Source organism: Microbacterium sp. IEGM 1404 (assembly GCF_030056775.1).
In the GTDB taxonomy this organism is placed as follows: Bacteria; Actinomycetota; Actinomycetes; order Actinomycetales; family Microbacteriaceae; genus Microbacterium.
In genome coordinates, this window is record NZ_JASHKP010000003.1 from 608,367 (window position 1) to 633,347 (window position 24,981).

Here is a 24,981-nt window from a genome sequence, read left to right on the forward strand (position 1 = left end):
CGCGACCAGTCGCGTGACGGGCAGAGCGAGCCCGAGGACGGCTCGCCTACCCTGGATGCCATGGAGACCCCCGTCTACCGCGATCGCCCGGTGTCGTTCGTCCGGCGCAGCGGCCGGATGTCGGAGGCGCAGGACCGCGCGTGGGCCGAGCTGTCGCCGTTCTACCTGCTGTCGGTGGAGCGGGATGCCGCGGCCACCAGCGTCCGGCCCGGAACGGCGGTCGACCCGGCCGAGGTCTACGTGCGTCGCGCGCCCCTGATCGTCGAGATCGGCTCGGGCCAGGGCCACCAGATCGTGTCGGCGGCCGCCGCGCATCCCGACACCGATTTCCTCGCCGTGGAGGTGTTCTCCGCGGGACTCGCGCGCACCATGCTCGACGCGGACCGCGCCGGCGTCCGCAACCTGCGTCTGGTCGAGGCCAACGCCCCCGAAGTGCTGGAGCACCTGCTGCCGGCGGCATCCGTCGACGAGCTGTGGGTGTTCTTCCCCGATCCCTGGCACAAGAAGAAGCACACCAAGCGTCGACTCGTCGCGCCCGAGTTCGCGCGCGTCGCCGCGCAGGCGCTGCGGCCCGGGGGGACCCTCCGCCTCGCCACCGACTGGCAGGACTACGCCGATCAGATGCGCGCCGTGCTCGACGCCGCGCCCGCCTTCGAACGGGCCTTCGCGGGGGAGTGGGCCGAGCGGTTCGACGGTCGCGTCCTCACCGCCTTCGAGCGCAAGGGCATCCGCGTCGGTCGCGACATCCGCGACCTCACCTACACCCGCTCCACGCCATGACCGCCCACGCCGCCGCACCCGAGCGCGTCCGCCGCACGTGGACGCCCGCGCTCGTGCCGGCGGCGCTGGTGTGCCTGGCCGCGCCCGTGCTCTTCGTCGCGCAGGTCGTGTGGCTCGGCTGGATCGTGCTGGCGGTGGCCGTGGCATCCGCGGTCCTGGTCGACCTCCGCGCGGGGACGCCCATCGTTCCGGCGCCGCGCTCGGCACCCGTCCCGAGCCTCGCCCGCGACGTCTTCCTGGTGGCGCTCGGTCAGTTCGTCGTGAGCCTCATCCCCCTCCACGCCGAGCTCGACGACGCCGCCTTCGTCCGGTTCACCCTCGGCCTCGGCGGCGCCGTGGTCCTGCCCTACGTCCTGTCGCGGTTCGTCTTCCGGGATCGGGCGATCCGATTCCCCTGGCGCGGCGGTGGGCGATGGGCGTGGTGGCAGTGGGCCTGGCTCGCGGGCGTCATCGTGCTGGGATGGCTGATCCTGCCGTTCTACTTCGTGACCTCGGGCGTCTACATGAACTGGCCCGTCGTGGACACTCCGGAGCTGATCGGTCGCCTGTTCGTCGGTGTGGGCGCGGTGGGGATCTGGGACGAGTTGTTCTTCGTGTGCACGGTGTTCGTGCTGCTGCGGCGCCACCTCCCCGACCTGACGGCGAACGTGCTGCAGGCGATCGTCTTCGTCTCGTTCCTGTGGGAGCTCGGCTATCAGGCGTGGGGACCCGTGCTGACGATCCCGTTCGCGCTCGTGCAGGGCTTCCTCTTCCTGCGCACGCGCTCGCTCTGGTACATCGTCACCGTGCACCTGCTCTTCGACGCCGTCGTCTTCGGCGTCCTCGTCCACGCCCACAACCCCGGCCTGGTGTCGATCTTCCTCGTCTGACCGGACGGACGGATGCCGTGCACGGCCGCTGCACAGGGGCGATTGCTACCGTGTGGAACGCGTGCGAACGGCACCACCGGACGAGGGATCAGTACCCGGACTGCGACAAGACTGGCCGAGGAGTTCGTCATGTCGTGGATCGTTCTGGCCGTCTCCGGCGTCCTGGAAGCGGTGTGGGCCACCGCGCTCGGCCGGTCGGAGGGCTTCACGAAGCTCTGGCCGAGCGTCGTGTTCGCTGTCGCGCTGGTGGCGAGCATGGGCGGGCTCGCGTGGGCGATGAGAGAGATCCCGACGGGGACGGCGTACGCGGTCTGGGTCGGGATCGGAGCGGCGCTCACCGTGGTCGTCGCCATGGTCGGGGGAGCGGAGCCGGTATCGGTGGTGAAGATCCTGCTGATCCTGGGTCTCGTCGGCTGCGTGGTGGGACTGAAGATCGTCAGTGACACCCACTGATCAGGGCATTTCCTGAATGTCAACCGTGAAGGCCGTTGGCATCCATCCGGTACGATCTGGGCGAATGCACTTGTCCGGGCCGGACACCGTCGTCAGCAGCCCACTTCCTCCCTGTGTGAAAGGTTCCGAGTGAGCGCACCGCCGAGCGAGCTGGTCCCCACGGTACGACCCGCCCCCACCGACGATCGCCTCGCGCCGCTGCGGGCGGGTGGACGTCGTGTGCTCGACTCCCGTCTCGGGCAGGCCCTGCGCCGCTACGGCGAGGATGTGCTGCGCGCCCCGCAGGGCGTCGAGCCGATCGAGCGCGGCGCGTTCACGCGCGTGCTGTTGCTGTGGGCGATCGCGCGCGTGGTGAACTTCGGTCTGCTCTGGGGCTTCTACTCGATCGCGAAGGCCGCGCGCTGGGGCTTCGGACCCGACAGCGAGCGGCTCGGGACGTTCTTCGACTACCTCACGGGCTGGGATGCCGACCGCTACGGTCAGATCGCGGCGCAGGGCTATCCGATGTCGTTGCCGATGAACGTGTCGGGCGACATCCTCCCCAACAACTGGGCGTTCCTCCCCGTCTTCCCGTTCCTCGTGCGCACCCTCTCGGGGGCGACGGGGCTCGGGTGGCAGCCGGTCGCCGTCCTGATCAGTCTCGCCGCGAGCCTGGGCGCCACGTGGGTGCTGTTCCGCCTGATGCGCACCGTCACGAAGCCGCGCGCCGCGTGGTGGTCCGTCGTGTTCTTCTCGTTCGCGCCGATGTCGTTCCTCTTCGCGCTCGGCTACAGCGAGGGCCTGTTCATGCTGCTGGTGTTCAGCGGCATGCTCCTGGCCATCCAGCGGAAGTACCTGTGGATCCTGCCGCTCGGGCTGATCGCGGCGTACACGCGCCCCGGCGTGCTGGCCTTCGGCCTCGCGCTCGGCATCCTGTTCCTGGTGCGGTTCTTCCGCCGGCGGGTCGATCCCTTCCCGGTGCGCGAGTGGGCGTCCCTCATGGCGACCGGGCTCACCATCGCGGTCGCCGGTCTGTCGTGGAGCCACATCGCCCAGGACGTCACCGGAACCAAGAACGCGTACATCCGCACCGAACTCGGTTGGTGGCTGGACTACGTCGGCAACGACGAGTTCACGCCGTTCACCCCGTGGTTCCGTCAGGCGGGCACACACCTCGGTGTGGTGGGGATCATCCTGGTCGTCGCCCTGATCGTGGCGTTCGCGGCCCTGTTGTGGTCGCGTCCGGTGCGCCGACTCGGCCTCATGGTCGTCGCCTACACCTTCAGCTACGGCGTGTACATCTTCGCCGTCTTCCTCCCGCAGCAGAGCACGTTCCGCCTGCTCATGCCGATGGCGCCGATCCTCGGCGACGACCGGCTGTCGTCGACCCCCCGCCGTCGTACGGCGATCCTCGCCGGATGCCTGGTCCTGCAGGCCGTGGCGATCCTGCTGCTCTGGACGCGCGGCAACCCGTGATCCGACGGGCATGACGAAGGGGCGGGCACACGTGTGCCCGCCCCTTCGTCGTCCGGTCGCGGCGACCTCAGTCGGGACGACCGCCCGGGTCGACGGCATCCACCATGTCCTGTTCGACGTCGTTGTCCGCCTCGAGCTCGGCGGTCCCCGTCGGCCCGTCGACCTCGTCGGCGCCGGAGGGGTCGGGGGAGGGCTCGGGCGGGAGAGGCACCGTCGGCTCGTCCGGGGTCGGGGCCAGGGGTTCTGCCGGGAAGTCGGGCGACGGTTCCCCCGGGATGGTGGGGAGGTCCGGCGTGCCGGGGGCGGTGGGCGGGTCCATGGGTTCAGGCGTGGGGAGAGTCATGGGACCAGGGTTCGCGGTGTGCGCGTGTCCCGCGAGGGCCTACCGATCCGCGGCGCCAGGGTGTAGCGGCCGGGATAGGCTCGTTCGGGGAGCCGATCGCGAGGGGATGCCGTGTCCACAGCCCACGAGGTGACGCGCCGCGAAGCCATCGACCAGTACCGCATCGTGGGGGCGCTGCCCGAACCGGATCTCCAGGGGCTGGTCGAGTTGGCGGCGACCATCTGCGGCGTGTCGACCGCCGTCATCAACATCATCGACGACCGCGCCCAGCACCAGGTCGCCGCCGTGGGGGTGCAGGCGGCATCCTGTTCCGTCGAGGACTCGATGTGCGCCGCGGTGCTCGTCGACCCGGGTCGCGTGGTCGTACCCGATGCGCGCGAAGACCCGCGGTTCCGCGACAACGCGTTCGTCACCGGCGTGATCGCATCCGTGCGCTTCTACGCGTCCAGTCCGCTCATCACCCCGTCGGGCGTGGCGATCGGCACGCTGTGCGTGTTCGACGACGAGGTCGGCGACCTGACGGATGCCGACGCACGCGCGCTCGACCTGCTGGCGCACCAGGTCATCGACGTCCTCGAACTCCGGCGCCTCACCCGTGGTCTCGCGGAATCGAACACGCGGCTCGAGCAGTTCGCGACCCAGGTGAGCCACGATCTGCGCAACCCGCTGACCGCGCTGTCGGGATTCCTGGAGCTCGCGGCGGACAGCCCCGAGATGATCGACGCCCCGCGAGCGTCGCGCTCTCTCGCCCGCGCCGAGGCCGCGGCCTCGAGGATGACCTCGATGGTGACCGATCTGCTCGACTTCGCCCGCATGGGGGGAGCGCGACCGCACTTCGGCAGCGTCGACGTCGGCGAGATCGTCGACGAGGTGCTGGAGGACCTGGACGGTGCGGTGGTGGGTGCGGGCGCCGAGGTCGTCGTCGACGCGTCGATGCTCGTCCGCGCCGACGACACGCTTCTGCGCGTCCTCCTGCAGAACCTCATCGCGAACGCCGTGAAATTCACGGTCGCGGCGGGCCGCGAGCCGCGCGTCTTCGTCACCGTGCAGGAGCTGCCGGACGGGTGGCGCCTGCTGGTGGACGACAACGGCGACGCGGTCGATCCGGCGCTCCGCGACCGCATGTTCGAGCCGATGCAGCGCGGACACGACGCCGAGGTCCCGGGGTTGGGTATCGGGTTGGCGACCTGCCGGCGAATCGCGCACGCCCACGGCGGACACATCGGACTCGACCGGTCACCCGCCGGGGGGACGCGGGCCTGGGTCGTGCTCCCTTCCGACGTCGCGGCCTGACCGGCGGGCCGGGTGCGCCTAATGGTCGCGGTGCGCCCGCGCAACCACCGTGACCGGCGGGGGCGGCGACCCGTAGCGTTGTCGGCATCCGGTCGGGAGTCCGGGCCCCGGCCGAACACCCCCCGGCCGACGACCAGGAGGTGCTCCCCGATGGCCCGTAACGTGCGACTGCTGCACTGCACGCCCGACGACGTCTTCCGTGTGCTCGCGAACGGGTGGCTGTATCCGCTGTGGGTGGTCGGGGCGTCGCGCATGCGCGACGTGTCGGACGAGTGGCCGAACGAGGGGGCGGAACTCCACCACTCCTTCGGCTCGTGGCCGGCACTCGTCAACGACACGACGGTGATGCGCGTCTGGGATCCGCCTCGACGCGCGGTGCTCGAGCCGCACGGCGGGCCGATCGGCGTCGCGCGCGTGGCCGTCGACGTCAAGCCGCGCGGCGATGCGTGCGTCGTCCGACTCCAGGAGGAGCCCGTGACCGGGCCCACCACGCTCCTCCCCGACGTGTTGTTCGACGCCATCACGCGCTGGCGCAACGCCGAGACCCTGCACCGTCTCGCCTACCTCGCCGAGGGTGGCGCGCCGGGGACCGCCGGGGGAGCGGCCGCCATCGGCCACGCCTCCACCGCCGAGAAGGAACCGGTCCGGCGATGAGCGAGCGATACGACGCGATCGTGGTCGGATCGGGGCCCAACGGCCTCGCGGCCGCCGTCACCCTGGCGCGGTCCGGTCTGTCGGTGGCCCTGTACGAGCGGCAGACGTCGCTCGGCGGCGCGTCGTCGACCGGCGAGCTCACGCTGCCCGGCTTCCATCACGACCTCGGATCGGCGGTGCACCCGCTCGCTCTCGAGTCGTGGTTCTTCCGCGAGTTCGGTCTGGAGCGACGCGTGCCGTTGGTCGTCCCGGAGGTCTCGTTCGCCCACCCGCTGGACGGCGGGCGAGCGGGCCTCGCCTACCGTGACCTGGACTGCGCGGCGGAGGCCATCGGCCGCGACGGGGCGGCCTACGCCCGCCTCATGGGACCGCTCGTCGCGCACCTCCGCGGAGTCGCCGACTTCACCGGCAACGCTCTGCTCCGCATCCCGGGCGATCCCCTCGCGGCCTTCCTCTTCGCCATCCGCTCGCTCGAACAGGGTGGGCCGTGGTGGAACGCGCGATTCCGCGAGGAGGTCGCGCCCGCGCTGATCTCCGGGGTGTCCGCGCACTCGATCCTCGCGCAGCCGAGCCTCCCGGCCGGCGGTGCCGGCCTGGTGCTGCAGACCTACGCGCACGGCCGCGGATGGCCGATCCCCGTCGGGGGCAGCCAGGCGATCGCCGACTCCATGATCGCCGACCTCCGGGCGCATGGCGGTGTCGTGCACACGGGCGTCGACATCACCGACCTCCGTCAGCTTCCGGCCGCACGGGCGGTTCTCCTGGACATCACGCCGCGCGCCCTGGTGGGCCTCGCCGGAGAACGGATGCCGGCCGGCTACCGCCGCGCGCTCGAGCGATTCCGCTACGGCGGGGGAGTGGCGAAGATCGACTTCGCCCTGTCGGAACCCGTGCCGTGGGCCGACCCGGACGTCGCGCTGGCGGGAACGGTGCATGTCGGCGGGACGCGATCGGAGATCGCCGCCGCGGAGAACGCGGTCGTGCGGGGAGAGCTCCCGGACGCCCCGTACGTTCTGGTGTCGCAGCCCTCGCTGTTCGACTCGACGCGTGCGCCCGAGGGGCGCCACGTGCTGTGGGCGTACACGCACGTGCCGGCCGGCAGCACGGCCGACCGCGAGGCGGCGGTCGTCGCTCAGATCGAGCGCTTCGCGCCGGGCTTCCGCGACACGATCCTCGCGACGTCCTCGCGCACCGCCGTCGACATCGCGTCGTGGAACCCCAACTTCCCGGGCGGCGACATCTCGGCCGGTGCGCCGTCGCTGCTGCAGCTGGTCGGGCGTCCCGTGTACAGCCCCGAACCGTGGCGCACTCCGATCCCGGGGGTCTACCTGTGCTCGTCCTCGACGAGCCCCGGCCCCGGTGTGCACGGCCTCGCCGGGTGGCAGGCGGCGCTCAGTGCGCTCCGCCACGAGTTCGGCACGCGCCTGCGCCCCGACCTCGCCCCGCGCCCCGACCAGCTCGCACCCGCCTAGGCGGGCGCGGGCGGAGGCTGTGCTCGCGCGGCGGGGTCGCGCGCCGGCGGGTCAGCCGATCTCGCCCGTGGGCGAGGCGTCGGTGTCCGCCGCGTCGTCGGCGTCGTGCTGGGCCGCGGCGCCCTCTTCCGGCGATTCCGATCCGGCGCCGGAGGATCTTGTGTCGGGCGCGGCGTCGTCCTCGGGACGATCGGATGCGGTGTGGTCGGTCATGGTGACTCCCCTCGTCAGCGCCGGAGTTCGGCGACTCGCGCGACGGTGCCACACGTGCGGCGCGGTGTCCAGGGGGTGGTGGAGCAGAGGTCGCGCGGGGAGTCGCGACCGGGTCGCATCAGATGGGGGAGACGCCGTAGCGTTCCGCGAACTCGGCGCGAGCGGCATCCTCGACGTCGTCGGCCTCGTCGCGGAGGTCGACGATCGGTGCGGCGCTCACAGGTACGGCGCGAGCGCGCCGGCGGTGAGGGCGAAGGCGAGCGCGGCGCTGCCGGCGGCGGTGGCCAGGACGACGGTGGCGCGCTCGGCGCGGAGTCGTCGCGCCGTGTTGACCGGGTCGGTGGTCGATCGCAGCGACGCCTTGGCGCCGTCGAGCGTGTCATAGCGACCGATCGGGACACCGTGAGCGTCCCGCGAGACGAACCCCCCGGACACGCTGTCCACACACCCGAAGTACTCGCCGCCGCGGTGAGCGACCCAGAAGCCGGAGTCGACCTTGGCCCAGAGAACCCGCACGCCCGGGCGCGGGGTGACGACCGTCGCCATGGGTGTCTCCATCCTCAGGCCGCCGTTCGCAGCGTCGAGCGGCGGGGTGCGGGGGCGGGGGTGCGCACCGGCGCGGCCGCCGCGGGGATCTCGGCGTCGAGGGCGACCATGAGGCCGGCCGAGGAGTTGGCCATGTCGGCCATGTCCTTGAGCGTCTGAGCGTTCAGCTGCTCCGGTTCCGCGCTGTCGAAGACGAAGCGCAGGGGGATGGCCGGCTGCAGCCACAGGGTGGAACGACCGGGGGCGCCGTCGACGTGGGTCCAGCTCAGGGTGAAGCTCTCGCTGCGGCGGAGCTTGGTGGCGACGACCACCTTGAGGTGCGACAGGAGGCGATCCGGGATCCGGATGGGCTCGGGCGTCGTGCCGTAGTAGAGGTGACCCATGGGGGACTCCCTTCGTTGGTTTAGCTGCATGAAGAACATACTCGCTTAGTAACTAGTTTGTCGAACTATTTGTTTCGATGTACTATGACGGGATCGACAGCAAGGGGCGTACACCATGACGGACATGCGTGCGGTGTCGCAGAGCCTCTCTCCTGGCGGAGACCGTGACTCGGGCACCTACTGGTACGAAGGCGAGCCCGCCGACCGCCGGGTTCGGAGCAAGGCCGTGCTCGAGGCGCTGCGCGTCTACCGGGCGGCCGAACTCGCGATGCGTCGGCGCACGCGCGAGTCGATGTCGATGGGTGAGAACGAACTGCTCGTCCTGCGTTATCTGCTGCGAGAGCCCGGCCGCCGGGTGCGTCCCGGCGAACTCACTCGCTACCTCGGCCTCTCCACCGCGTCGACGACGGCGATCCTCGACCGCCTCGAGCGATCGGGGCACATCACGCGGACGGCCAATCCCGACGACCGTCGCAGCATCTTCATCCAGGCGACCGACCGCGCCCACGCCGAGGTGCGTCAGACCCTCGGCAACATGCACGACCGCATGCTCTCGGCCGTGATCGACATGTCGGCCGAGGAGTCCGCGGTCGTCGTGGACTTCCTGCACCGTATGAGCGACGCGGTCGACGGGGTCGCCGTCGACGCCGGATCCGCAGCTGCGCCGTGATCTACGTGCTCGTCGGCGGACCGCGCGACGGACAGCACGTGGATGACCTCCCACGCGGATACCGCCTCAGTCTCAACGAACCGGCTCCCGAGCGGTTCGCCGAGTTCGACACCGTGCGTGCGGTGTGGTTCGAGCTCGATTCCGCGATGTTCCGCTCCGCGCAGCGGCGCGACTGATAGCTGCGTATCCCACTCGCCGCGCCTCGCGCAACCCGCCTCCACGCGACGACGCGAACGGCGACGCTGGACGCATGAGATGTGTGACCTACGCCGGCGAGACCGTGATCACCACCGACGATGTGGCGTCGTCCCTCGTGGAGCTGACCGCCGCGGTGGCGAAGGAGGGGCAGGCCGAGGCCGTGAGCATCCCCATCGTCACGGACGACAAGAAGGTCGCGCAGGCGGAACTCGTCATCGGGGTCGGCAACGACGTGTTGTCCGCTCCGGTGGAATGGGCGGGCGAGGAGCCCGACTTCGCGGCGTGGTCGGAGGATCTCCGTAACCACCGGCTGTTCCCGCGGTCGGCGTTGCGCGCGGTGGAGCCGGTCTCGTCGGACGAGGACGAACCCGTGGACTGGGACTTCGACCAGCCCACGCAGGCCTGACGCACGCCGCGAACGGTCCTCGGCGCCCACCGTAGGGTGGAGGACATGGGGAAGCGGAGCGCGTCGTGGCGCGTCGGGGGAATCCTGCTCGGGGTGTGCGGTGTCCTGCGCCTCGGGGGCGCGCAGATGGTCGGCTCTCCGGTGCTGACCCAGACCCTGATCGATGTCGTGTGGGCCCTCGGCATCCTGGTGTTCGCCTTCGGGTTCCGCAGGGCCGGGAGCGTCGTCGCGCGGCGGCCACTGGGACTGACGGCTCTGATCGTGCTGGCCCTCGCGCCGCTCGTCGTGAACCTCTCCTACAACCTCGCTCCGGTGCAGGTCATGTCGTCCGAGCCGTCGACCGGGTGGCTGGCCGTCGCCGTGAGCTGGACGGGATCGGCGGTGTCGATCGCCGCCGGACTGATCGCAGCGACCCAGATCGCGCGCCTGGGCGCCGTGCCTGCGCGCTGGCGCTGGGCTCCGATGTGGGCGCTCGGCATCAGCGTGGGCGGTGCCGTGCTCGTGCAGGTCGTGTGGGTGGCGCTTCGCGCCGCGGGTGCGGACCAGGGGGTCCTCGTGGCGGTGGGGATGATCGGGTGGGTCAGCGCCCTCGCGCCCACGCTCGGGCTCGGTGTCGTCGCGCTTCTGGCCGCCGCGACCGATCGCGCGCCGGGCGTCGAGGTGTTCCGCTCCTCCTGACGCTCCCGTCGACAGGCCCCCGCCGCTCAGCGGGGGCGGATACACCCCGGGGTGGATGACGCCCGCCCGGTGCCGAAGAGACGATGAGTCGTCCGGTCGTCTCCCGCGATCGACGCTCATCCGATCGGAGCCCCATGCCGCCGACCGCCGTCGCCTCACCACCGCCCGTCATCGCGACGCCCTCGACGTCCCGCGCGTCGGCGTCCTCTCCCGCCGGCGCGCCGCCCTCTCCGCGACGGATCATCCGGATGCCACGGGCCAGTGCCGCGCTCGCGGCCGTCATCCTGCTGGTCAGTGTCGTGCAGTTCCGCGGCAGCGTCCTGCTCGGCGACGGGCCGTTCGACGTCCGGGAGTTGGTGCGGAGTCTGTTCACGGTCGACCAGCCGGTGCTGCTGCCGATCGTCCTCGTCGCCGTCCTCGTCGGCGGAGGTGTCGCCGAGCGTGTCCTGGGTGCCCGTCGTCTGCTCGTGGCCTTCGTGGGCGGCGGTCTGGCGACGTCCGTGGCGGGGTTGCTGATCGGCGCCGTCGAGAGCGCCGTCCTCCCGGGCCTGCCGCTGAACTCGGAGGTGTTCACGGGAGCGCCTCCGATCGCGGCGCTCCTGGTCGTCGCGATGACCGCGAGCGGCTTCGTCGGCGCGCTGTGGCGCCGGCGCGTGCGGTGGGCGAGCGCCGTGATCGCCCTCACGCTGTTCCTGTACTCGGCGTCGGCGAGCGACCTGTACACGCTCCTCGCGCTCCCGGTCGGCCTCGCGCTGGGCCTCCTCCTCGGCGGTCGCCCGGTCACGCTGCGCGTCCACCGCAGCTCGCACCACGAGACGCGCGTCCTCCTGGCCGCGCTGACCGCGGTGACCGCCGTCGGCCCGGTGGTCGCGACGCTGTGGGGGAGCGGGGCGGGTCTGTTGTCCGTCTACGGGTGGCTGTCCTACGACCCGCTCACCGTGGTGGACGGACAGGTGTGCGTCGTGGGGTCGGAGCTCCTCGCGTGCTCCCCGGCGGGGTGGTCGACCGGCCCGCTGCAGGCGAACGCCGGATGGATCGCCGCGCTCCCGCTGGCGGTGCTGCTCGTGGCATCCTGGGGCATCCTCCGTGGGCGCCGGGGCGCGCTGGGCATCGCGATCGCGGTGAACCTGCTGGTGTTCGCGGGAATGATGTACGTCTTCGCCGTCACCGAGCCCGACACGCTGGCGGCGCTCGCGGTCACTCGCGACGCGGATGCCGCGTCGGCGGTGTGGCAGATCCTGGTCGGGGTGGCGGTGGGCGCGCTCGTACCGCTCGCGGTCGCGGTGACGCTCTTCTTCTTCCGCCGGGCCGCGCGTATCGGATCCGCTCCCGGGGCACGGTCGTTGTTCCTAGGGACCGTCGGTCTCGCCGGTGTCGGCACCTTCGTCACGTCGCTCGTCGGGACGATGGCGTTCTCGCACCACTTCAGCCCTGAGCCCGGGGCCGGGGCCGTGCTCCGCGCCACCGTCCTGCGACTGCTCCCTCCGTCGCTCCTGCCGAGCGAGTCGATCGCCTTCGTTCCCGTGACGGGGTGGGCGCAGGCGCTTTGGTACCTGCCGTCCGCGATCTTCTGGGCCGTCTGCGTCGTCGCCTCCGTGCGGTTCGTCCTGAGCCCCGGGTCGGCGGCGCATGCGGGTGATCGCGCGCGGGCGCGCGCGGTGCTCGAGCGGGGCGGTGGCGGGGCGCTGTCGTTCATGACGACGTGGACCGGCAATGCCTACTGGTTCGCCCCCGGCGTCGACGCCGCGATCGCCTACCGCGTCCGCGGCCGTATCGCGGTGACGCTCGGCGGCGCGTTCGGCCGTGACCGCACCGAGCCGGGGGTCGCCCGCGCGTTCGTGGACTTCTGCGGCGAACGCGGCTGGACACCGGTCTTCTACAGCGTCGACGACGCCGAGAGCGCCACCCTCGACGAGCTCGGGTGGAGGAGGACCCAGGTGGCCGAGGAAGCCCGCCTCGACCCGGCGACCTGGACGCCCGCGGGCAAGAAGCGACAGGACGTGCGCACCGCCACCCACCGCGCCGCACGGGAGGGCGTGCGGGCGGAATGGACCCGGTGGTCCGAGCTCTCGTTCCGGGACCGGGCGCAGATCCGCGAGATCTCGGAGGCGTGGGTCGCGGACAAGACCATTCCCGAGATGGAGTTCACCCTCGGCGGCGTCGAGCAGATGACCGATCCCGCGGTCCGCCTCATGATCGCGCGCGACGCGCAGCACCGCGTGGTCGCGGTGACGAGTTGGATCCCCGTGTATGCGGCATCCCTCGTGCAGGGATATGCCCTGGACGTCATGCGTCGCCGGCACGACGCGATGAACGGCGTGATGGAGTTCGTCATCGGCGCCGTGGTCGAACGCCTTCGCAGCGAGGGGTGCGCCGTGCTGAGCCTGTCGGGTTCGCCCCTCGCTTTCCACCGGGATGGGGCGGATGCCGAGTCGGATGCCGTCGAGCGCTTCCTCCGTCAGCTGAGCGTCCTGCTGGAGCCCGCGTACGGCTTCCGGTCGCTGGCAAACTTCAAGAAGAAGTTCCAGCCGGAGTTCGCCCCGATGTGGATGGTGTACCCCGACCCCGCGCAGCTCCCGGCCGTCGGACTCGCTCTGATGCGCTGCTACGCGCCCGGGCTGACCGTCGCCCGGGCGGCACGCCTGGCGGCGGGACTGCGCGCGTCAGCGCGCGAGAAGGCGGCGGCCGCCGGGTGATGCCGGGCGATCAGATGCGCTCGGGACGGTACTTGTCGTCGCTGAACCCGACGATGAGGTAGCCGATGACCCAGAACACCACCAGGAGGAAGAACGAGAAGAACCCGCCGTGGCCGAAGGCCCGCCCGAGGCGGATGGCGACGATGATGTGGAAGACGATGTTCACGATCGGGATCAGGTAGAGCAGCGACATCCAGCCCGAGAACCCGGCGATCTTCACGAGGAAGATCGCGTTGACGATCGGGATGATCGCGAGCCAGCCCGGGTATCCGGCCTTCGTGAAGATGCGCCACAGCGCGACGACCGCGAGGACGTAGATCGCCAGCCCGATGAGCGAGTTGGTGGTGTTCAGCGCGAAGATCGACGTCTGGTCGAAAATGGTGTTCGGCGAGGAGGTCAGCATGCCGCTCATCGTAGGGGCACGACCGCGTCCGCCGGGGTGCGGCGGAGGTTACGCTCGCGTCATGCCGATCACCGTCGACTCTCGGGGGATGCCATGACCCGCGACCGCAAGTTCGAATGGGGCGGGCTCAGCGCGGGGCGGGAGGACTTCGTCACGGCCGCCGAGGCACTGACGGCTCTCGAAGAACTGGTCGCGGAGTACGCCGACCTGTCTCCGGAGACGGGGCTGTCCGACGGAGAGGCGTTCGTGCGGCTGTCGGCGGGGGAACGGTGGGCGATCGTCTCGACCCCGGGCACCCGGTGGTTCTCGGTGCGCGTGGATTCCGGGCACCGAGCGCGCCTCGACGACGCCACCTCCACGCGCGCGGAGGCGGCGATGCTGCTGCGGACCTACGTCGCGGTCGGCGCGGCCTTCGTGCGCGGCGAGGCCGTGAGCGACGGCGACCGGCTGACCGTCACCGCCGCGGGGCGCCGCGTGTCGTTGGTCCGCCCGATCGCCGACCGACTCCGCGGGTGGGTGCGCGGCGGGCGCTGAACGGTCTTCCACCGGTGGGTCAAGCCTCTGCGCCGGTGCGGCCGACCCTGCGACGCTGGGCATCTGTCTACGAAGGGAACGACCATGAGCGATCCGCAGAACACCGGCCCGGCCGACGACGCCGAGGACCTCGGCGACGACCAGACGGTGGCGCCCAGCCAGACGAACGACGTGGACGAGCAGTCGAAGGCGCCCTCCGGCGACGACCCGAACGCCGACCACCAGGCCACCGGCATCGGGGTCATCGGCGACGAGTGACCCCGTCTCCCCGGTCGGGGGCGCGTCTGCCACGATGCTAACCTTGACCGGTCCGCCTCCGTAGCTCAGGGGATAGAGCGTTGGTTTCCGGTACCAAAGGTCGCAGGTTCGATTCCTGTCGGGGGCACCACCCGCAAGGCTCCGACCACTCGCTCGCGAGGGTCGGAGCCTTCGTCTTCCGGTAGGGGCTCGCGCGCCGCGGACCGCCGCCGCGCCGGACCGCCGCCGCGCCGAGAACAGGCGCCGCGACGAGAACAGGTCGATCCGGCCGACAACCGCCTGTCGTCGCGACATCCCCTGTTCTCGTGCCACGACGCTCCGACCGCCGCGTTCTCCGTTGTCAAGACCTTCCGCCCGATCGGCGGGGGACTGGCATCCTGACTTCACCCTCCCGAAAGGACTGTCATGAGCATCGGAGCCGGAATCGCGCTGATCGTCATCGGCGCCATCCTCGCGTTCGCCGTGGATCTTCCGAACGACTACGTCGACCTCACGACGATCGGCTACATCATGATGGGCGCGGGGGCCGTCGTCTTCATCATCGGACTGGTGCTCCTCGTCCGCCGTCGGCAGACCGACACGGTGACGCGCACCGAGGGCGTCGGCGGCGCGCAGGTCACCCGTTCGACCACCCGGTCGTCGAACGACGACCTCGTCTGACTTCTCCGCGGGGGGCGTACGACCCCTGAGGACCCCTATGACCGACACCGACACGACGCAACCGGCCGATCCGGCCGCCGCCGACCTCTTCGATGGGCGCTACCGCCTCGGCCGTGTGCTGGGAACGGGAGGATACGCGCGCGTCTACGAGGCCGTCGACACGTCCCTCGGGCGTACCGTCGCGCTGAAGGTGATGATCGGCGACAGCGCCGATCCGGCGGATGCCGCGCGTGTGCGGTCGGAGATCCGACTGCTCGCCTCGCTGTCGCATCCGTCACTGGTCACCCTGTACGACGCCCGTCTGTCGTCGACGCCCACGTACCTCGCGATGGAGCTCATCGCGGGCCCGACGCTCACCGACGTCATCGAGCGCGGACCTGTTCCGCCCGCCGATGCCGCCCGGTACGGCCGTGAGATCGCGGAAGCCCTGGCGGTGGTCCACTCGCGCGGCATCGTCCACCGCGACGTGAAGCCCTCGAACATCCTCCTGCGGCCGCCCGCCCACACGGGGGAGCGGACGCGGGCGACGCTGGCCGACTTCGGGATCGCCGCGCTCGTCGGCGCCACGCGGGTCACCCGCGCCGACACCGTCATCGGAACCGCCGCCTACCTCAGCCCCGAGCAGGCGCGAGGGATGCAAGCCGCCCCGGCGAGCGACGTGTACTCCCTGGGGCTCGTGCTGCTCGAGGCCCTCACCGGTCGACGCCCGTTCGGAGGGCGCACCCCGCACGAGGCTCTCGCGGCGCGTCTGGTGTCTCCGCCGGGCATCCCGGACGACCTTCCCGCCCCGTGGCGCGCCCTCCTGTCGCGCATGACCGCGATCGACCCGGCCGAGAGACCGGATGCCGCCGCCCTCGGGGCCGAGTTGCGCGCCCTCCCCGGCGAGTCGGTGCCGCTCACTCCGCTCGGCGCCACGGCGCTGATCGACGGGCCGGCGCCCGAGGAACTCACCCGCACGCGGGTCCTCCCCCCGGTCGCGGCGCCGCCGCGTCGCGGGGGCCGTCGTCGCACGGTCGTCGTTGTTGCCGTGATCGCGGCCGTCCTGGCCGTCGGCGGTGCGGCCGCGGCGATCGGGGTGAACGCCTCGGCCCCGGCATCCGATCCGTCGCTGCCGTCGCTCCCCGCGCCGCTGGACCAGCACGTCGACGACCTGTGGAAGGAAGTGGGACCGTGACCCGGCGTTGTGTCCTGGCTCCCGTGCTCGCGCTGGCGGTCGGTCTCGTGCTCGCGGGCTGCACACCGCCGGCCGCCGAGCCGACCGCGTGGCAGGGTGTCGTGCAGACGCTCGCGAGCCAGGCGTCGGCTGGGGACTACACCTCCGCGTCCGCGACGTTGGACCAGCTCGAGGCCGACGTCATCGCGCAGCGCGACGCCGGGACGATCGCGTCGGCCGAGGCGGAGGCGATCCTGTCCCGCATCGCGACCGTCCGAGCCGACCTGGCGTCTCTCGCGCCGAGCCCGGAGCCCACTCCCGAACAGACGACGGAGCCGGTGACGGAGGAAACCTCCGAGCCGACGCCGAGCACGGTTTCCGACGACGGAGAGACCGACGACGAGAAGAAGGAGCCCGCGGGGCCGGGCGAGAAGGACGCGGAGAAGTCGGGCAAGGGCGACAGCGGCAAGGGCAAGAGCGACGCCCCCACCGCCCCCGGCGGAGCGGGCAAGAAAGACGGAGGAGCGAGGCGCGCCGCACCCCTCCTCCGTCGTGCGAGGATTGCCCGGTGCCGCGCCGAGTGACCGCTGAACTCGACCTCGATCTGGGGGCGTCCGTCGACCTCATTTTCCAGATCACCGCAGCCCAGGGAGTACCCCTGGCGAGCGAGCATTTGACGTTCTCCAGCGGCGATCGCGTGTACACCCCGACCGAGATCGTCGACCAGTCGGGCAGTCGTCTGCACCGTCTCGCGGGCGAGCCCGGGCCGCTGACCGTGCGGTACGAGGCGGTCGTCTCCGGAGCGTCTCCGACGCTGCACACGAGCGACCTCGAGACCATCACGTACCTGCGTCCGAGCCGGTACTGCCAGTCCGACGAGGTGTTCGCGCAGGCGCGTCGGCAGTTCCGCGGACTCGCCGGGGCCGATCTGATCGCCGCGGTCTCGTCGTTCGTGGCATCCAGCGTGACGTACACCCCGGGGCTGAGCCTCGGCACCGACAGTGCCGTGACCACCCTCATGACCGGCCAGGGCGTCTGCCGCGACTACGCCCACGTCGTGATCGCGCTCCTGCGCGCGATGGACATGCCCGCCCGCTACGCCGCGTGCTACGCGCCCGGCCTCGAGCCCATGGATTTCCACGCCGTCGCCGAGGCGTACCTCGACGGTGCCTGGTACGTCATCGACGCCACCCGGCTGTCGGACCGTCGGTCTCTCGTCCGCATCGCGACCGGACGCGACGCCGCGGATTGCGCCTTCCTGAGCTACCACGGCGGGTACGTCGGGCTCGACCGCATGTACGTCGACGCCGTGCACGAGGGGGATACCGCGGATGCCGCGTCCTCCGACGACCACGAAGCCCTGGTGCAGATCGGCTGAGTCGGGCCCTCGGGCGCCTCGGCCTAGAATTGCAGGGTTATGGATCCCGCAGCCCTCTCCGCCGCCCTGCTCGCCGTCATCGCCCCGCTCGCCGAGGCGCGACGCGAGGGTTCGTCCGCGGGGATCACCGCTGCCGATCTGCCCCTGGAGCGGCCCAAGAACCGTGACCACGGCGATTGGGCGTCCAGCGCGGCCCTGAAGCTGTCGAAGGTCGTCGGGGCGAATCCGCGGGAGTTCGCCGCGGAGATCGCCGCGGGCCTCGAGAGCGTCGACGGCATCGCGAGCGTCGAGGTCGCCGGTCCCGGCTTCATCAACATCCGACTGGATGCCGCCGCCGCCGGTGCCCTCGCGAAGACCATCGTCGAGCAGGGCGCGGCGTTCGGAACGAACGACTCCCAGCGTGGCAACACGATCAACCTCGAGTTCGTCAGCGCGAACCCCACCGGCCCGTTGCACATCGGCCACACCCGCTGGGCGGCCCTGGGCGACGCGATCGCGCGCGTGCTGCTGGCGAGCGGCGCCACGCTCGTCCGCGAGTTCTACATCAACGACGCCGGTGCGCAGATGGAGCGCTTCGGGCGCTCGGTGGTCGCGGCGCTGCACGGCGAACCCACCCCCGAGGACGGCTACGGCGGCGCGTACATCGCGTCTTTGGCCGGGCGGGTCGCCGCCGCGCGCCCCGACATCCGCGACCTCGACCGCGCCGAGCAGATCACGGTCGCGACCGAACTGGCGTACGGGTTCCAGCTCGGCGAGATCCAGGCCTCCCTCGAGCGCTTCAACGTGCACTTCGACGTGTGGTTCTCGGAGCGCACGCTGCACGCCCGCGTCGACGGCCAGCCGAGTCTCGTCGACGAGGCGGTCGACCGCCTGCGCGAACAGGGGCACGTCTTCGACGACGAGGGCGCCGTGTGGGTGCGCACCACCGACTTCGGCGACGACAAAGACCGTGTCATCCGTCGATCGAACGGCGAGTACACCTACTTCGCCGCCGACGCCGCCTACTACCTCAACAAGGGCGACCGCGGGTACGCGCACAAGATCTACCTCCTCGGCGCCGACCACCACGGGTACGTGCACCGCCTGAAGGCCCTCGCGGGCGCCGCCGGCGACGACCCCGAGAAGGACATCGAGGTGCTCATCGGGCAGCTCGTCTCGATCAACGGCGCGAAGCTCTCCAAGCGCGCCGGCAACATCATCGAGCTCGACGACCTGCAGGAGTGGCTCGGAACCGACGCGCTGCGGTACTCGCTCGCCCGGTACCCCGCCGACTCGCCGCTCACTCTCGACCCCGAGATCCTGCAGAAGCGCACCAACGACAACCCGGTCTTCTACGTGCAGTACGCCCACGCGCGTACGCACAACGTGGCCCGCAACGCGGCGGACTCGGGCGTCGACCGGTCCGATTTCGCGCCCGAGCTGCTCGAGCACGAGACGGAGTCGGCCCTGCTCGGTGCCCTGCAGGAGTATCCGCGCATCGTGGCCTACGCGGCCGAGGTGCGCGAGCCGCATCGCGTCGCGCGCTACCTCGAGGAGCTCGCGGGCCTGTACCACCGCTGGTACGACAACTGCCGTGTCATCCCGCTCGGCGATGCCCCGGTCGAGTCGGTGCACCGCACCCGCCTGTGGCTGAACGACGCGACCGGTCAGGTGCTGCGCAACGGCCTGGCGCTGCTCGGCGTGAGTGCCCCGGAGCGGATGTAGTCATGGTGGATGCCGCACGCCCCCGTCGGCGCACCGGACGAGTGATCGCCGTCGTCGCGATCATCGTCGTCCTCATCGCGGGGCTGCTGGTGGCAGCCGAGTTCATTGCGCGGTCGGCGGTCGCGAACACCGTGCGCTCGCTCGTCGTCCAGCAGGTCGGCCTGCCCGCCGACCAGCAGGTCGACGTCGAGGTCCCCGGCATCGTGCTGCCCCAACTTCTGAAGGGGCGCCTCGATCAGGTGGCGGTGTCCGCGGACGATGTGGCGCTCGGCCCGCTGAACGGCGACGTCCGCGTCGACCTGCAGGACGTGCCGGTCGCGGGCGATGCCCCGGCGGCGGGGGGATCGGCATCCGTTCGCCTCGATCCCGACCAGTTGCGCACCCTCCTCGCGCAGATCCCGGGCTTCCCGGCCGACACGGTCGGCACCGCGGCCCCGGATGTGACCCTGACGACGCAGTTCTCGGTGTTCGGCGTGCCGATCCCGGTCGGGATCTCGGCCACGCCCGGCGCGGCCGACGGAGACCTCACGCTGACACCCAGCTCGTTCGACCTGGGCGGCAACCGTCTCGATGCCGATGCCCTGCGCGGCCAGCTCGGCGGGGTCGCCGATGCGGCGCTGAAGACGTGGACCCTCTGCATCGCCGACCGCCTCCCCGCCGGATTGCAGCTGGATTCGGTCAGTGTCCAGGGGGAGGACGTGGTGGCGACCTTCGCCATCGACGGCCGTCTGCTGAACGATCCGGCGCTGCAGCAGAACGGCACCTGCGGCTGACCCGGTCGCCCGCCGACCCGCGGTCGCCTCCGGGGCGGAGCGGGCGTGGGACGGGGGCGGCATATGCCGTGCCCTAGACTGCAAGGACTGCCCGTCGCGTGACGCCCCGCGGGGGCAGGAGCCGTGATCCGCGGCCGTCGCGTCGCCGCAAAACCCGATTGGTTCCTCCGTGTCCGCCTCGCACTCCGCGCTCGTGCCCGAGTGGCTCACCGCCCCGGCCGAAGCGAACGAGCTCGTCGCCTCCGTCTGGCCCTCCTCGGCCCGTCGCTCCGACGACGGTTCCGTCGAGATCGGCGGGGTGTCGGTGTTCGACCTCCGCGACCGCTTCGGGACCCCGCTGTACGTGCTCGACGAGGACGAGGTCCGCGCGCACGCCCGCCGCGCCCGCGCCGCCTTCTCCGCGGCCGCCGAGCGGCACGGCATCCGGTCCCGCGTCTACTACGCGGGCAAGGCCTTCCTGTCCACCGAGGTCGTGCGGTGGGTGACCGATGAAGGTCTCGCGGTCGACGTGTGCACGCGCGGCGAGCTCGAGGTCGCCCTGGCCGCCGGCGCCGACCCCGCGCGCCTGGGGTTCCACGGCAACAACAAGAGCGTCGGCGAGCTGGAGCGGGCGGTGGAGGTCGGAATCGGCTCCGTCGTGGTCGACAGCCCCGTCGAGATCGAGCGCCTCGCCGCGATCGCCGAGCGCCGCGGTGCGGTGCAGTCGGTGCTCGTGCGGGTGCGCACCGGAGTGCACGCCGAGACGCACGCGTTCCTGGCCACCGCCCACGAGGACCAGAAGTTCGGCTTCTCGCTCGAGGGGGCGGCCGAGGCGGTCGCGCGCATCCGCGAGCTGACGAGCCTGCGTTTCGTGGGGCTGCACGCCCACATCGGCTCGCAGATCTTCGACTCGGCGGGCTTCCGCGAGTCCGCGGCCCGCCTCGTCGACCTCCACGCCGATCTCCTGGCCGGGGGCGACATCCCCGTGCTCAACGTCGGGGGCGGATTCGGCATCTCGTACACGTCCGTCGACGACCCGCGACCGATCGAGGACATCGCCGACGGCATCCTCGACGCCATCGCCGACGAGTGCGCGGTGCGCGGCATCGCGATGCCCGACGTCGCGTGCGAACCCGGCCGTGTCATCGTCGGACAGGCCGGCGTGACGCTGTACGAGGTCGGGACGGTCAAGAGGGTCACCGTCGGCGACGACCTCGAGCGCACGTACGTCAGCGTCGACGGGGGGATGAGCGACAACGCGCGCCCCGCCCTCTACGGCGCCGACTTCTCCGCCCGCGTCGTCTCGCGGACGAGTTCTGCGGTCCCCGCGCTCTCGCGCGTCGTGGGGCGCCACTGCGAGTCGGGAGACATCGTGGTGGATGCCGAGTACCTTCCCGCCGACGTCGTTCCGGGCGATCTCCTCGCCGTGCCCGCGACCGGCGCCTACTGCTTCTCACTCGCGAGCAACTACAACTACACGCCTCGCCCGCCGGTGGTGGCCGTCCGCGACGGCCGTGCCCGCGTGATCGTGCGCGGCGAGACCATCGATGATCTGCTCGCCCGCGACGTCGGCGTCGCGGCATCCGCTTCCCCCACCCCACCCCACGGAGACACCGAATGACCGACTACCGCACGCTCCGCGTCGCGCTGCTGGGCGCCGGTGCCGTCGGCTCGCAGGTGGCCGACCTGCTGCTCAAGCACCGCGCAGAACTCGCCGACCGCGCCGGGGCGAACCTCGAGCTCGCCGGCATCGCCGTCCGGAACCTCGACGGCAAGCGCGACGCCGACCTGCCCCGCGAGCTGTTCACGACGGATGCCGAGACCCTCATCAACGGCTCCGACATCGTCATCGAGCTGATGGGCGGCATCGAGCCGGCCCGCACGCAGGTGCTGCAGGCCATCAACTCGGGTGCGGACGTCGTGACCGCCAACAAGGCGCTCCTCGCCACCCACGGTTCCGAGATCTTCGAGGCCGCCGATCAGGTCGGCGCCGAGGTGTACTACGAGGCCGCGGCCGCCGGTGCGATCCCGATCATCCGGCCGCTGCGCGACTCGCTCGCGGGCGACCGCGTCGTGCGCATCATGGGCATCGTCAACGGGACGACGAACTACATCCTCGACCGCATGGACACCGAGGGCGCCGACTTCGGCGAGGTCCTCGCCCAGGCGCAGGCCCTCGGGTACGCCGAGGCCGACCCGACCGCCGACGTCGAGGGCTTCGACGCCGCGCAGAAGGCCGCCATCCTCGCGAGCCTCGCGTTCCACACCACCGTCCCCCTGGATGCCGTCCACCGCGAGGGCATCACCCGGATCGACGCGGCGATGATCGAGTCCGCGCGTCACGCCGGCTACGTCATCAAGCTCCTCGCGGTGTGCGAGCGTCTCGCCGCCGCCGAGGGGGAGGCGAGCGAGTCCATCTCGGTGCGCGTCTACCCGGCGCTCGTGGAGCGCACGCACCCCCTGGCGAGCGTCCACGGCGCGAACAACGCCGTGTTCGTCCAGGCCGAGGCCGCCGGAGACCTGATGTTCTACGGTGCGGGCGCCGGCGGAGTTCAGACCGCTTCGGCCGTGCTCGGCGACGTCGTCTCGGCCGCACGCCGTCACATCGCCGGGGGAGTCGGTGTCGGCGAGTCCACCCGCGCCAACCTCCCGACCGTGCCGATCGGGCGCGTCATCACGCGCTACCAGATCACGCTCGAGGTCGACGATCAGCCGGGCGTGCTCGCCACGGTCGCCGGCATCCTCAGCGAGGGCCGCGTCTCGATCGCGACGGTCGAGCAGACCACCATCGAACCGGATGCCGAGAACCCCGCCGCCGGGGGCTCCGCACGTCTGGTCATCGGAACACACCAGGCCCGTGAGCAGGATTTGAGCGAGACCGTCGAGCGTCTCGCCGCGAGCGGCGTCGTCGAGCGCGTGGTCTCCGTACTGCGCGTGGAAGGGAACTGACATGGCACACGTCTGGCGCGGAGTCCTCCGCGAGTACGCCGACCGTCTGGGCGTCACCGACGCCTCCACCGTCGTGACGCTCGGCGAGGGCGGCACGCCCCTGATCCCCGCTCCCGCGCTCTCGCGGCGCACGGGGGCCGACGTCTACGTCAAGTTCGAGGGCATGAACCCCACGGGCTCGTTCAAGGACCGCGGCATGACCGTGGCGCTCTCCCGCGCCGTCGAGCACGGTGCGAAGGCCGTCATCTGCGCCTCCACCGGCAACACGTCGGCCTCGGCCGCCGCCTACGCGGCGCACGCCGGCATCACCGCCGCCGTCCTCGTGCCCGAGGGCAAGATCGCGATGGGCAAGCTCAGCCAGGCCGTCGCCCACAACGGCCGACTCATCCAGATCCGCGGCAACTTCGACGACTGCCTCGAGATCGCGCGCGAGCTCGCCGACCACTACCCGGTGCACCTGGTCAACTCGGTCAACCCCGACCGCATCGAGGGGCAGAAGACCGCAGCGTACGAGGTCGTGGAGCAGCTGGGCGACGCCCCCGACTTCCACTTCATCCCCGTCGGCAACGCCGGCAACTACACCGCCTACTCGCGCGGGTACCGCGAAGAGGCCGACCGTGGCGTGTCGACGCGCGTGCCGCGCATGTTCGGCTTCCAGGCCGCCGGCTCCGCGCCCCTCGTGCGCGGCGAGGTCGTGAAGAACCCCGAGACCATCGCCAGCGCCATCCGCATCGGCAACCCCGCGTCGTGGGATCTCGCCCTCGAAGCGCGGGATGCCACCGACGGCTGGTTCGGCGCGATCGACGACGAGGGCATCCTCGAGGCGCAGAAGATCCTCGCGGGCGAGGTCGGCGTGTTCGTCGAGCCGGCGTCGGCCATCAGCGTCGCGGGTCTGCTCAGCCGTGCCGAGGCGGGCGTCGTCCCCGCGGGGGCGAAGGTCGTGCTCACCGTCACCGGCCACGGCCTGAAGGACCCGCAGTGGGCCTTGCGCCGGGCCGACGGCACCACGGTCGAGCCGACCGTGGTCGACGCCACCACCTCGGAGGTCGCCTCGGTCCTCGACCTGAAGCCGGTGGCCGAGTGACCGCAGCCCTCGGGCGCCGTGTCGCGGTCCGCGTGCCGGCGACGAGCGCCAACCTCGGTCCCGGGTTCGACACGCTCGGACTCGCGCTGAGCGTGTACGACGAGCTCACCGTCGAGGCACTGGAGCCCGGTCGCCTCGAGATCGAGGTCTCGGGCGAGGGCACGGCGGACGTGCCGCGCGACGCGTCGCATCTCGTGGTGCGCGCGCTCGCGCACACGTACGCCTCGGTCGGGCGGGAGCTCCCGGGGCTGCGTCTCGTCGCGCACAACGTCATCCCGCACGGGCGGGGGATGGGCTCCTCCGGTGCCGCGGTGGTCGCCGGCATCCTGGCCGCGAAGGGCCTGCTGCAGGGTGAGGTCGAGTTCACCGACGTCGACCTGCTGCGCCTCGCGACCGAGATGGAGGGCCACCCCGACAACGTCGCCCCCGGTCTGTTCGGGGGTCTCACGATCGCGTGGATGGATGCCACCGGCCCCCAGCACAAGCAGCTCATCGTGCATCGCGGTGTGTCGCCGCTCGTCCTCGTCCCCGGGTTCACGATGTCGACGGCCGTCGCGCGCAGCCTGCAGCCGCTGCAGGTGCCGCGGGAGGACGCCGTGTTCAACGTCTCGCGCTCGGCGCTGCTGATCGCGGCGATGACCCAGAGCCCCGAGCTGCTGATGGCGGCGACCGAGGACAAGCTGCACCAGAACTATCGCGCCCAGGCCATGCCCGAGACCGACCGCCTCGTGCGGGAGTTGCGGGCGGCGGGGTACGCGGCGGTCGTCTCCGGCGCGGGACCGAGCGTGCTCGTGCTCGCGGACGGTCCGGGGCAGCGCGTCGCCGCGGCGGACCTCACCGCATCCGTCGTCGACACCCCGTGGCAGGCGCTCATGCTCGCCGTCGACGTCAAGGGTGGTACAGTGAAGCCCGCAGAGGGTTCCGCTTAGCACGCGAATCTGAGCCTCTGCACCACCTGCGAAATCCGCAACAAATCGCGAACCCGGTCTCGGCTGCA

General features: G+C 71.5%; 29 protein-coding genes, 1 tRNA gene and 1 riboswitch. Of the genes, 25 read left to right on the plus strand and 5 right to left on the minus strand.

Annotation, left to right across the window (positions count from 1 at the left end; genetic code table 11):
- Positions 1-60: 60 nt before the first annotated feature.
- The 4 genes from trmB (at position 61) to QM517_RS13490 (ending at position 3,557) form a co-directional block, all read left to right on the plus strand.
- The gene (gene trmB / locus QM517_RS13475) at positions 61-780 is read left to right on the plus strand and encodes a tRNA (guanosine(46)-N7)-methyltransferase TrmB (protein WP_283288055.1); all 720 of its coding nucleotides are present in this window, start codon (positions 61-63) and stop codon (positions 778-780) included.
- Positions 777-1,649 carry a CPBP family intramembrane glutamic endopeptidase gene (locus tag QM517_RS13480; protein ID WP_077050358.1) on the plus strand — a complete coding sequence of 291 codons (873 nt, stop codon included), beginning with the start codon at positions 777-779 and terminating at the stop codon, positions 1,647-1,649. Before trmB ends, QM517_RS13480 begins: the two co-directional genes overlap by 4 nt.
- A 56-nt stretch (positions 1,650-1,705) precedes the next feature.
- Positions 1,706-1,769: riboswitch (guanidine-III (ykkC-III) riboswitch) on the plus strand.
- A gap of 9 nt (positions 1,770-1,778) precedes the next feature.
- A complete protein-coding gene (locus tag QM517_RS13485; protein WP_077050357.1) occupies positions 1,779-2,102 on the plus strand; it encodes a DMT family transporter in 324 nt (107 codons plus the stop codon).
- Positions 2,103-2,231: 129 nt separating this feature from the next.
- The gene (locus tag QM517_RS13490; protein ID WP_283288060.1) at positions 2,232-3,557 is read left to right on the plus strand and encodes a mannosyltransferase family protein; all 1,326 of its coding nucleotides are present in this window, start codon (positions 2,232-2,234) and stop codon (positions 3,555-3,557) included.
- A gap of 67 nt (positions 3,558-3,624) precedes the next feature.
- Here QM517_RS13490 and QM517_RS13495 read toward each other — a convergent pair whose 3' ends face one another.
- A complete protein-coding gene (locus QM517_RS13495) occupies positions 3,625-3,900 on the minus strand; it encodes a hypothetical protein (RefSeq protein WP_283288061.1) in 276 nt (91 codons plus the stop codon).
- A gap of 111 nt (positions 3,901-4,011) precedes the next feature.
- On the opposite strand from QM517_RS13495, the gene QM517_RS13500 reads away from it, so the two are divergent.
- From QM517_RS13500 to QM517_RS13510, 3 genes are all read left to right on the plus strand, one after another.
- Positions 4,012-5,193, plus strand: a complete 1,182-nt coding sequence (locus tag QM517_RS13500; RefSeq protein ID WP_283288062.1) for a sensor histidine kinase — start codon at positions 4,012-4,014, stop codon at positions 5,191-5,193.
- Between the two features lie 150 nt (positions 5,194-5,343).
- Positions 5,344-5,847, plus strand: a complete 504-nt coding sequence (locus tag QM517_RS13505) for an SRPBCC family protein (RefSeq protein ID WP_283288063.1) — start codon at positions 5,344-5,346, stop codon at positions 5,845-5,847.
- Positions 5,844-7,319: a phytoene desaturase family protein gene (locus QM517_RS13510; protein WP_283288065.1), complete on the plus strand. Its 1,476-nt coding sequence runs from the start codon at positions 5,844-5,846 to the stop codon at positions 7,317-7,319. The genes QM517_RS13505 and QM517_RS13510 overlap by 4 nt, the downstream gene beginning before the upstream one ends.
- Positions 7,320-7,370: 51 nt before the next feature.
- Here the strand turns inward: QM517_RS13510 and QM517_RS13515 are convergent, their stop codons facing one another.
- From QM517_RS13515 to QM517_RS13525, 3 genes are all read right to left on the minus strand, one after another.
- Complete coding sequence (locus tag QM517_RS13515; protein WP_283288066.1) at positions 7,371-7,532, minus strand: hypothetical protein; 162 nt, start codon at positions 7,530-7,532, stop codon at positions 7,371-7,373.
- A gap of 216 nt (positions 7,533-7,748) precedes the next feature.
- Complete coding sequence (locus tag QM517_RS13520) at positions 7,749-8,078, minus strand: hypothetical protein (RefSeq protein ID WP_283288068.1); 330 nt, start codon at positions 8,076-8,078, stop codon at positions 7,749-7,751.
- Positions 8,079-8,092: 14 nt separating this feature from the next.
- Positions 8,093-8,461 carry a DUF7882 family protein gene (locus QM517_RS13525; RefSeq protein ID WP_077050351.1) on the minus strand — a complete coding sequence of 123 codons (369 nt, stop codon included), beginning with the start codon at positions 8,459-8,461 and terminating at the stop codon, positions 8,093-8,095.
- 115 nt (positions 8,462-8,576) lie between these two features.
- Between QM517_RS13525 and QM517_RS13530 the strand changes: the two genes are divergently transcribed.
- The 5 genes from QM517_RS13530 to QM517_RS13550 all read left to right on the plus strand — a co-directional run bounded on the left by QM517_RS13530 (position 8,577) and on the right by QM517_RS13550 (position 13,109).
- Complete coding sequence (locus QM517_RS13530; protein ID WP_283288071.1) at positions 8,577-9,131, plus strand: MarR family winged helix-turn-helix transcriptional regulator; 555 nt, start codon at positions 8,577-8,579, stop codon at positions 9,129-9,131.
- A gap of 38 nt (positions 9,132-9,169) precedes the next feature.
- Positions 9,170-9,307: a hypothetical protein gene (locus QM517_RS13535; protein ID WP_283288073.1), complete on the plus strand. Its 138-nt coding sequence runs from the start codon at positions 9,170-9,172 to the stop codon at positions 9,305-9,307.
- Positions 9,308-9,381: 74 nt separating this feature from the next.
- Positions 9,382-9,735 carry a hypothetical protein gene (locus QM517_RS13540; RefSeq protein WP_238592334.1) on the plus strand — a complete coding sequence of 118 codons (354 nt, stop codon included), beginning with the start codon at positions 9,382-9,384 and terminating at the stop codon, positions 9,733-9,735.
- Positions 9,736-9,780: 45 nt separating this feature from the next.
- Positions 9,781-10,413: a hypothetical protein gene (locus QM517_RS13545; RefSeq protein WP_283288077.1), complete on the plus strand. Its 633-nt coding sequence runs from the start codon at positions 9,781-9,783 to the stop codon at positions 10,411-10,413.
- Positions 10,414-10,661: 248 nt separating this feature from the next.
- Positions 10,662-13,109: a bifunctional lysylphosphatidylglycerol flippase/synthetase MprF gene (locus QM517_RS13550; protein ID WP_283288079.1), complete on the plus strand. Its 2,448-nt coding sequence runs from the start codon at positions 10,662-10,664 to the stop codon at positions 13,107-13,109.
- A 10-nt stretch (positions 13,110-13,119) separates the two neighbouring features.
- Here QM517_RS13550 and QM517_RS13555 read toward each other — a convergent pair whose 3' ends face one another.
- Positions 13,120-13,512, minus strand: a complete 393-nt coding sequence (locus QM517_RS13555) for a DUF5684 domain-containing protein (RefSeq protein WP_175627568.1) — start codon at positions 13,510-13,512, stop codon at positions 13,120-13,122.
- Between the two features lie 93 nt (positions 13,513-13,605).
- Here QM517_RS13555 and QM517_RS13560 point away from each other — a divergent pair, with 93 nt between their 5' ends.
- The 13 genes from QM517_RS13560 (at position 13,606) to thrB (ending at position 24,913) form a co-directional block, all read left to right on the plus strand.
- Positions 13,606-14,046 (plus strand): hypothetical protein, encoded by a 441-nt coding sequence (locus QM517_RS13560; RefSeq protein WP_283288083.1) that lies wholly within the window; start codon positions 13,606-13,608, stop codon positions 14,044-14,046.
- Between the two features lie 84 nt (positions 14,047-14,130).
- Positions 14,131-14,304, plus strand: coding sequence for a hypothetical protein (locus QM517_RS13565; protein WP_283288084.1), 174 nt, complete (start codon positions 14,131-14,133; stop codon positions 14,302-14,304).
- A 54-nt stretch (positions 14,305-14,358) separates the two neighbouring features.
- Positions 14,359-14,434: transfer RNA gene (locus QM517_RS13570), tRNA-Arg, on the plus strand.
- A 275-nt stretch (positions 14,435-14,709) separates the two neighbouring features.
- Positions 14,710-14,964 (plus strand): DUF6458 family protein, encoded by a 255-nt coding sequence (locus QM517_RS13575; RefSeq protein ID WP_077050275.1) that lies wholly within the window; start codon positions 14,710-14,712, stop codon positions 14,962-14,964.
- Positions 14,965-15,001: 37 nt separating this feature from the next.
- The gene (locus QM517_RS13580; RefSeq protein WP_283288085.1) at positions 15,002-16,138 is read left to right on the plus strand and encodes a serine/threonine-protein kinase; all 1,137 of its coding nucleotides are present in this window, start codon (positions 15,002-15,004) and stop codon (positions 16,136-16,138) included.
- Positions 16,135-16,701, plus strand: coding sequence for a hypothetical protein (locus QM517_RS13585; RefSeq protein ID WP_283288087.1), 567 nt, complete (start codon positions 16,135-16,137; stop codon positions 16,699-16,701). Before QM517_RS13580 ends, QM517_RS13585 begins: the two co-directional genes overlap by 4 nt.
- The gene (locus QM517_RS13590; RefSeq protein ID WP_283288089.1) at positions 16,686-17,495 is read left to right on the plus strand and encodes a transglutaminase-like domain-containing protein; all 810 of its coding nucleotides are present in this window, start codon (positions 16,686-16,688) and stop codon (positions 17,493-17,495) included. The genes QM517_RS13585 and QM517_RS13590 overlap by 16 nt, the downstream gene beginning before the upstream one ends.
- 39 nt (positions 17,496-17,534) lie before the next feature.
- Positions 17,535-19,199, plus strand: coding sequence for an arginine--tRNA ligase (locus QM517_RS13595; protein ID WP_283288091.1), 1,665 nt, complete (start codon positions 17,535-17,537; stop codon positions 19,197-19,199).
- Between the two features lie 2 nt (positions 19,200-19,201).
- A complete protein-coding gene (locus QM517_RS13600; RefSeq protein WP_283288092.1) occupies positions 19,202-19,972 on the plus strand; it encodes an LmeA family phospholipid-binding protein in 771 nt (256 codons plus the stop codon).
- A gap of 169 nt (positions 19,973-20,141) precedes the next feature.
- Positions 20,142-21,572, plus strand: a complete 1,431-nt coding sequence (gene lysA / locus QM517_RS13605) for a diaminopimelate decarboxylase (RefSeq protein ID WP_283288094.1) — start codon at positions 20,142-20,144, stop codon at positions 21,570-21,572.
- A complete protein-coding gene (locus tag QM517_RS13610) occupies positions 21,569-22,900 on the plus strand; it encodes a homoserine dehydrogenase (RefSeq protein ID WP_283288096.1) in 1,332 nt (443 codons plus the stop codon). Before lysA ends, QM517_RS13610 begins: the two co-directional genes overlap by 4 nt.
- 1 nt (position 22,901) lies before the next feature.
- Positions 22,902-23,984, plus strand: coding sequence for a threonine synthase (gene thrC, locus QM517_RS13615; RefSeq protein ID WP_077050267.1), 1,083 nt, complete (start codon positions 22,902-22,904; stop codon positions 23,982-23,984).
- Complete coding sequence (gene thrB / locus QM517_RS13620; RefSeq protein ID WP_077050266.1) at positions 23,981-24,913, plus strand: homoserine kinase; 933 nt, start codon at positions 23,981-23,983, stop codon at positions 24,911-24,913. The genes thrC and thrB overlap by 4 nt, the downstream gene beginning before the upstream one ends.
- Positions 24,914-24,981: the final 68 nt, after the last annotated feature.

Bases quoted from the DNA above. Each gene is read 5' to 3' on its own strand.
- QM517_RS13600 (WP_283288092.1), top strand. From the start codon at position 19,202: ATGGTGGATGCCGCACGCCCCCGTCGGCGCACCGGACGAGTGATCGCC.
- QM517_RS13515 (WP_283288066.1), bottom strand. From the start codon at position 7,532: ATGACCGACCACACCGCATCCGATCGTCCCGAGGACGACGCCGCGCCC.
- thrC (WP_077050267.1), top strand. From the start codon at position 22,902: ATGGCACACGTCTGGCGCGGAGTCCTCCGCGAGTACGCCGACCGTCTG.
- QM517_RS13565 (WP_283288084.1), top strand. From the start codon at position 14,131: ATGAGCGATCCGCAGAACACCGGCCCGGCCGACGACGCCGAGGACCTC.
- QM517_RS13530 (WP_283288071.1), top strand. From the start codon at position 8,577: ATGACGGACATGCGTGCGGTGTCGCAGAGCCTCTCTCCTGGCGGAGAC.
- QM517_RS13505 (WP_283288063.1), top strand. From the start codon at position 5,344: ATGGCCCGTAACGTGCGACTGCTGCACTGCACGCCCGACGACGTCTTC.
- QM517_RS13610 (WP_283288096.1), top strand. From the start codon at position 21,569: ATGACCGACTACCGCACGCTCCGCGTCGCGCTGCTGGGCGCCGGTGCC.
- QM517_RS13510 (WP_283288065.1), top strand. From the start codon at position 5,844: ATGAGCGAGCGATACGACGCGATCGTGGTCGGATCGGGGCCCAACGGC.
- QM517_RS13495 (WP_283288061.1), bottom strand. From the start codon at position 3,900: ATGACTCTCCCCACGCCTGAACCCATGGACCCGCCCACCGCCCCCGGC.
- trmB (WP_283288055.1), top strand. From the start codon at position 61: ATGGAGACCCCCGTCTACCGCGATCGCCCGGTGTCGTTCGTCCGGCGC.
- QM517_RS13595 (WP_283288091.1), top strand. From the start codon at position 17,535: ATGGATCCCGCAGCCCTCTCCGCCGCCCTGCTCGCCGTCATCGCCCCG.
- QM517_RS13485 (WP_077050357.1), top strand. From the start codon at position 1,779: ATGTCGTGGATCGTTCTGGCCGTCTCCGGCGTCCTGGAAGCGGTGTGG.
- QM517_RS13525 (WP_077050351.1), bottom strand. From the start codon at position 8,461: ATGGGTCACCTCTACTACGGCACGACGCCCGAGCCCATCCGGATCCCG.
- QM517_RS13550 (WP_283288079.1), top strand. From the start codon at position 10,662: ATGCCACGGGCCAGTGCCGCGCTCGCGGCCGTCATCCTGCTGGTCAGT.
- QM517_RS13560 (WP_283288083.1), top strand. From the start codon at position 13,606: ATGACCCGCGACCGCAAGTTCGAATGGGGCGGGCTCAGCGCGGGGCGG.
- QM517_RS13575 (WP_077050275.1), top strand. From the start codon at position 14,710: ATGAGCATCGGAGCCGGAATCGCGCTGATCGTCATCGGCGCCATCCTC.
- QM517_RS13520 (WP_283288068.1), bottom strand. From the start codon at position 8,078: ATGGCGACGGTCGTCACCCCGCGCCCGGGCGTGCGGGTTCTCTGGGCC.
- QM517_RS13540 (WP_238592334.1), top strand. From the start codon at position 9,382: ATGAGATGTGTGACCTACGCCGGCGAGACCGTGATCACCACCGACGAT.
- QM517_RS13580 (WP_283288085.1), top strand. From the start codon at position 15,002: ATGACCGACACCGACACGACGCAACCGGCCGATCCGGCCGCCGCCGAC.
- QM517_RS13480 (WP_077050358.1), top strand. From the start codon at position 777: ATGACCGCCCACGCCGCCGCACCCGAGCGCGTCCGCCGCACGTGGACG.
- QM517_RS13555 (WP_175627568.1), bottom strand. From the start codon at position 13,512: ATGCTGACCTCCTCGCCGAACACCATTTTCGACCAGACGTCGATCTTC.
- QM517_RS13545 (WP_283288077.1), top strand. From the start codon at position 9,781: ATGGGGAAGCGGAGCGCGTCGTGGCGCGTCGGGGGAATCCTGCTCGGG.